Origin of the sequence: Nocardia sp. NPDC004568 (assembly GCF_040609955.1) — a bacterium.
Taxonomy (GTDB): Bacteria; Actinomycetota; Actinomycetes; order Mycobacteriales; family Mycobacteriaceae; genus Nocardia.
The window spans coordinates 1-4,331 of the sequence record NZ_JBEXLL010000162.1 but is presented as its reverse complement, the minus strand read 5'-3'; the positions used below and the strand labels follow the sequence as shown (position 1 = coordinate 4,331).

Sequence of the window (4,331 nt, the reverse complement as noted above, 5' to 3'; positions counted from 1 at the left end):
GGTGATCGGGTCACGATCGGTGGTCCGGTGCGGGGTATGCGGACTCTGGTGCTCGACGATCGGCTGAACCCGGTGCCCGAGGGTGTGGCTGGTGAGCTGTATGTCGGTGGTGTCCAGTTGGCGCGCGGTTACCACGCCCGTGCCGGTTTGACCGCGGAGCGGTTCGTTGCCGATCCGTTCGGTGCGCCGGGTTCGCGTTTGTATCGCACGGGTGATGTGGTGCGGTGGCGTCGTGATGCCGCGGGTGATCCCGCGGTGGAGTATGTGGGTCGTAATGACTTCCAGGTCAAGGTTCGTGGTTTCCGTATCGAGCTGGGTGAGATCGACGCGGCGCTGACCGCGCACGACACCGTGGACTTCGCCGTCACGACCGGACACAAGAACGCCGCGGGCGCGGTATCGCTGGTGTCCTACGTCGTGGCCGCGTCCGGTGCCGCGGTGGATGTCACGGCGCTGACCGGGTACGTCGCCGAGCGGCTGCCCGACTACATGGTGCCGGCGGCCGTCATGGTGATCGACCGGATCCCGCTGACCCCCGCCGGGAAGCTGGACCGCAAGGCCCTGCCCGAACCGGTATTCCAGGCGCGCACCGCCTTCCGCGGGCCGCGTACCGCGGTCGAGCAGATCATCGCGGAGGTTTTCGCCGAGGTCCTGGGCGTGGACCGGGTGGGTGTGGACGATTCGTTCTTCGCCCTCGGCGGCGACAGCATCGTGTCCATTCAGCTGGTGTCCCGCGCGAAGGCCCGCGGCGTGGTGTTCAGTCCGCGGCACGTCTTCGAACAGCGGACGGTGGCCGGGCTGGCCGCTGTCGCCGAAGCCGCGGACGCCGACAGCGTGACGCGTACGCTCGTCGAACTACCGGGCGGCGGCGTCGGCACCATGCCACTGACGCCGATCGTGCGGTTCATGGCCGAACGGCCCGGCTCCTTCGGGCGTTTCCACCAGCTCATCACCCTGGACCTCCCGATCGGCATCGACCGGGAAACCATTGCCGCCGTGGTGGGCCCGGTGGTCGACCGGCACGATATGTTGCGTTCCCGGCTGTACACCGTCGACGGCGACTGGATCGTGGAAGCGGGCGCACCGGGCAGCGTGGATGTGGACGCGCTGATCGACCACACCGTGTTCGACGCCGCCCTCACCGGCCCCGAACTGTCCGAGATCGCCACGGCCGCGGTCGATACCGCGTTGGATCGGCTCGATCCCGAGCGCGGTGTGGTGGTCCGGTTCGTCTGGCTGGAACCCGATACCGGCGGGCGGGCCGGCCACCTGGTGGTCATCGTGCACCACCTCGCGGTCGACGGCGTGTCCTGGCGTGTCCTGGTGCCCGATCTGGTGCTGTCCGCTGTCGCGCGCAGCGCCGGCCAGCTCCCCGAGCTGCCCGCGCCGGTCACCTCCATGCGGACCTGGGCGCACGCGCTCGAGCAGAACGCGCACAGCGCCGAGCGGCTCGCGGAACTCGAGTACTGGCGGACCGTTGCCGGTACCGCCGACCCGCTGCTCACCGAGCGCCGGCTGGATCCCGCGGTGGATACCGCCGGAGTCGTCGCGGTGCACGCGGTGCAGGTATCGCCGGAGGTCACCCAGACCCTGCTCACCACTGTTCCGGCGCTGTTCCACGGCGGTGTGAACGACGGTCTGCTCACCGCACTCGTCCTGGCGACCGCCGCCTGGCGGGCGCGGCGCGCGCCCGGCGTCGCCCTGGACGATCCGCTGCTGATCCGGCTCGAGGGCCACGGCCGTGAGGAAGAGATCGTGCCCGGGGCCGATCTGTCCCGCACGGTCGGTTGGTTCACCGCGCTCTTCCCGGTCCGGTTCGAGCCGGCCGGTATCGATATCGAGGCCGCCCTCGCCGGCGAACCGGAACTGGGCGCCGCGCTCAAGCGGGTCAAGGAGCAATTGCTCGCGGTCCCGGACAAGGGTGTCGGCTACGGCCTGCTGCGGTACATGAACTCCGAGACGGCTGCCGAATTCCCGCGGGATATGCCGGGCCAGGTGAACTTCAACTACCTGGGTCGTGTCGGCGCCGGCGAGATCCCCGAGGAGATGCACGGCTTCGGCTGGCTCCCGGCGGCCGATCTGGCCGTCGACGTCGGCTACGACGCCGATATGCCGGCCATGGCACTGCTGGATATCAACGCGGTCGTGGTCGGCGATACGCTCACCGCGCGTATCGGCTATCCGTCCACGCTGCTGTCGCGGGACGAAGCCCGCGAATTCGGGGACCTGTGGGTACGGGCACTGGAAGCGGTGGCCCGTCATGCCGATTCCGCGGAGGCCGGCGGCCATACGCCGTCGGACTTCCCGCTGGTCGCGATAACGCAGCCGGCTGTCGAGGAAATCGAACAGCGGTTCCCGAAGCAGGTCGCCGATCTGTGGCCGCTGTCCTCGTTGCAGGCGGGCATGCTGTTCCACGCGCAGCTCGCCGCCACCTCGGTGGATGTGTACACCGCGCAGGCGGTGCTCACACTGACCGGCCGGGTGGACGCCGAACGGCTGCGGGCAGCCGCGCAGGCCCTGGTGGATCGTTACGAGAACCTGCGCACGGTGTTCGTCACCGACCGTGCGGGCAACTCGGTGCAGGTGGTGCTCGACGAGGTGCCGGTCGACTGGACCGAGCACGATCGCAGCGCTACCGGCACGGCCGCCGACCTCGTCGACGCCGACCGGCTGCGGCGCTTCGATCTCGCCGAACCGCGGCTGATCAGGTTCACCCTGATCAAGACCGGCGCCGACACCTGGCAGTTCGTGGTGTCCAACCACCACATCGTGCTCGACGGCTGGTCGATGCCGCTGCTCATGCAGGATCTGCTGACGCTGTACGCGGTACGGGCCGACGGCACCGTGCTGCCCGCGGCCCGCTCCTACCGGCACTTCCTGGACTGGGTCGGCCGGCAGGATCACCCGGCGTCGCTGGCGGCCTGGGCCGAGGCGCTGGCCGGAGTGAGCGAACCGACCCTGCTCAGCCGGCCGGAAACCGGCGGCGGCGATGCCGCGCACGAGATCGAGTCCCTCTCCGGCGAATACGCTTTCGAGCTGGACGCCGCGGCGACGGCGCGGATCACCGCGCTGGCCGCCGAACTCGGAATCACCGCCAACACGGTGTTGCAGGTGGCGTGGGCGGTACTGCTCGGCCGGATCACCGGCCGCGACGATGTGCTGTTCGGTGCCACCGTCTCCGGTCGTCCACCGCAACTGACCGGGGTGGAGACCATGGTCGGGTTGTTCATCAACACTGTCCCGGTGCGGGTGCGGTTCGATCAGGACGAGCCCGCGCGCGAACTGCTCACCCGCACCCAGGGTGAACAGGCCGATCTGCTGGACCACCACTATGTGGGTCTGGCGGATATCCAGGGCGCGGCGGGGATGGCGACCCTCTTCGACACCCTGCTGGTGTTCGAGTCGTATCCGGTGGACGCCGAGGGTATCCAGGCGCAGGCCACCGATATCGACGGGATGGCGGTGACCGGATTGAGCGCGGTCGACGCCACCCACTATCCGCTGAGCCTGATCGCCGCACTCGGCAGCACGCTGCGGATTCGCGCCGGTTATCAGCAGGACATGTTCGACGAAGCCGATGTGCGCCGGATCGCCGACCGGCTGGTGCGGGTGCTCACCGCCCTCACCGAGGCCCCCGAGCGGCGGATCGGTGAGATCGAACTGCTGGACAGCGGGGAACGCGAGCAGGTGCTGCGCGGCTGGAACGACACCGCGCACACTGTCGACACCACCGCCACGCTGGCCTCGATGTTCTCCGCGCAGAGCGTCCGGACCCCGGACGCGCCCGCGCTGACCTTCGGGACGGAGACCCTGTCCTACGCCGATTTCACAGCACGGGTGAATCTGCTCGCCCGGTGGCTGATCGCCCGCGGTGTGGGTCCGGAGTCGTATGTGGCGCTGGGTATGCGGCGTTCCATCGATCTGGTGGTCGGTATGTACGCGGTCACCGTCGCCGGTGGCGCCTACGTACCGCTGGATCCGGATCATCCGGCCGAGCGGACCGAGTACATCCTGGCCACCGCCGACCCGATCTGCGTGCTCACCTCCGGCGACGATCTGCCGACCGATACCGCTCAGGTACGGATCGACAGGCTGGACCTGAGCGCGTACGCGGATACGCCGGTCACAGATGCCGATCGTCGTGCGCCGTTGCGGGCGTCGAATACCGCCTACGTGATCTTCACCTCCGGTTCGACGGGTCGTCCGAAGGGTGTGGCGGTGTCGCATGCGGCGATTGTGAATCGCCTGGTGTGGATGCAGTCGGAGTACGGTCTGGAATCCACCGACGTGGTGTTGCAGAAGACGCCGTCGACGTTCGATGTGTCGGTGTG

1 protein-coding gene is annotated in these 4,331 nt (G+C 68.9%); it reads left to right on the top strand.

From position 1 onward, the window contains the following. Nucleotides 1-36: 36 nt before the first annotated feature. Nucleotides 37-4,331, top strand: a 4,295-nt coding sequence (locus ABZV91_RS32195; protein ID WP_355249485.1) for a condensation domain-containing protein, incomplete at its 3' end; no start/stop codon positions are given.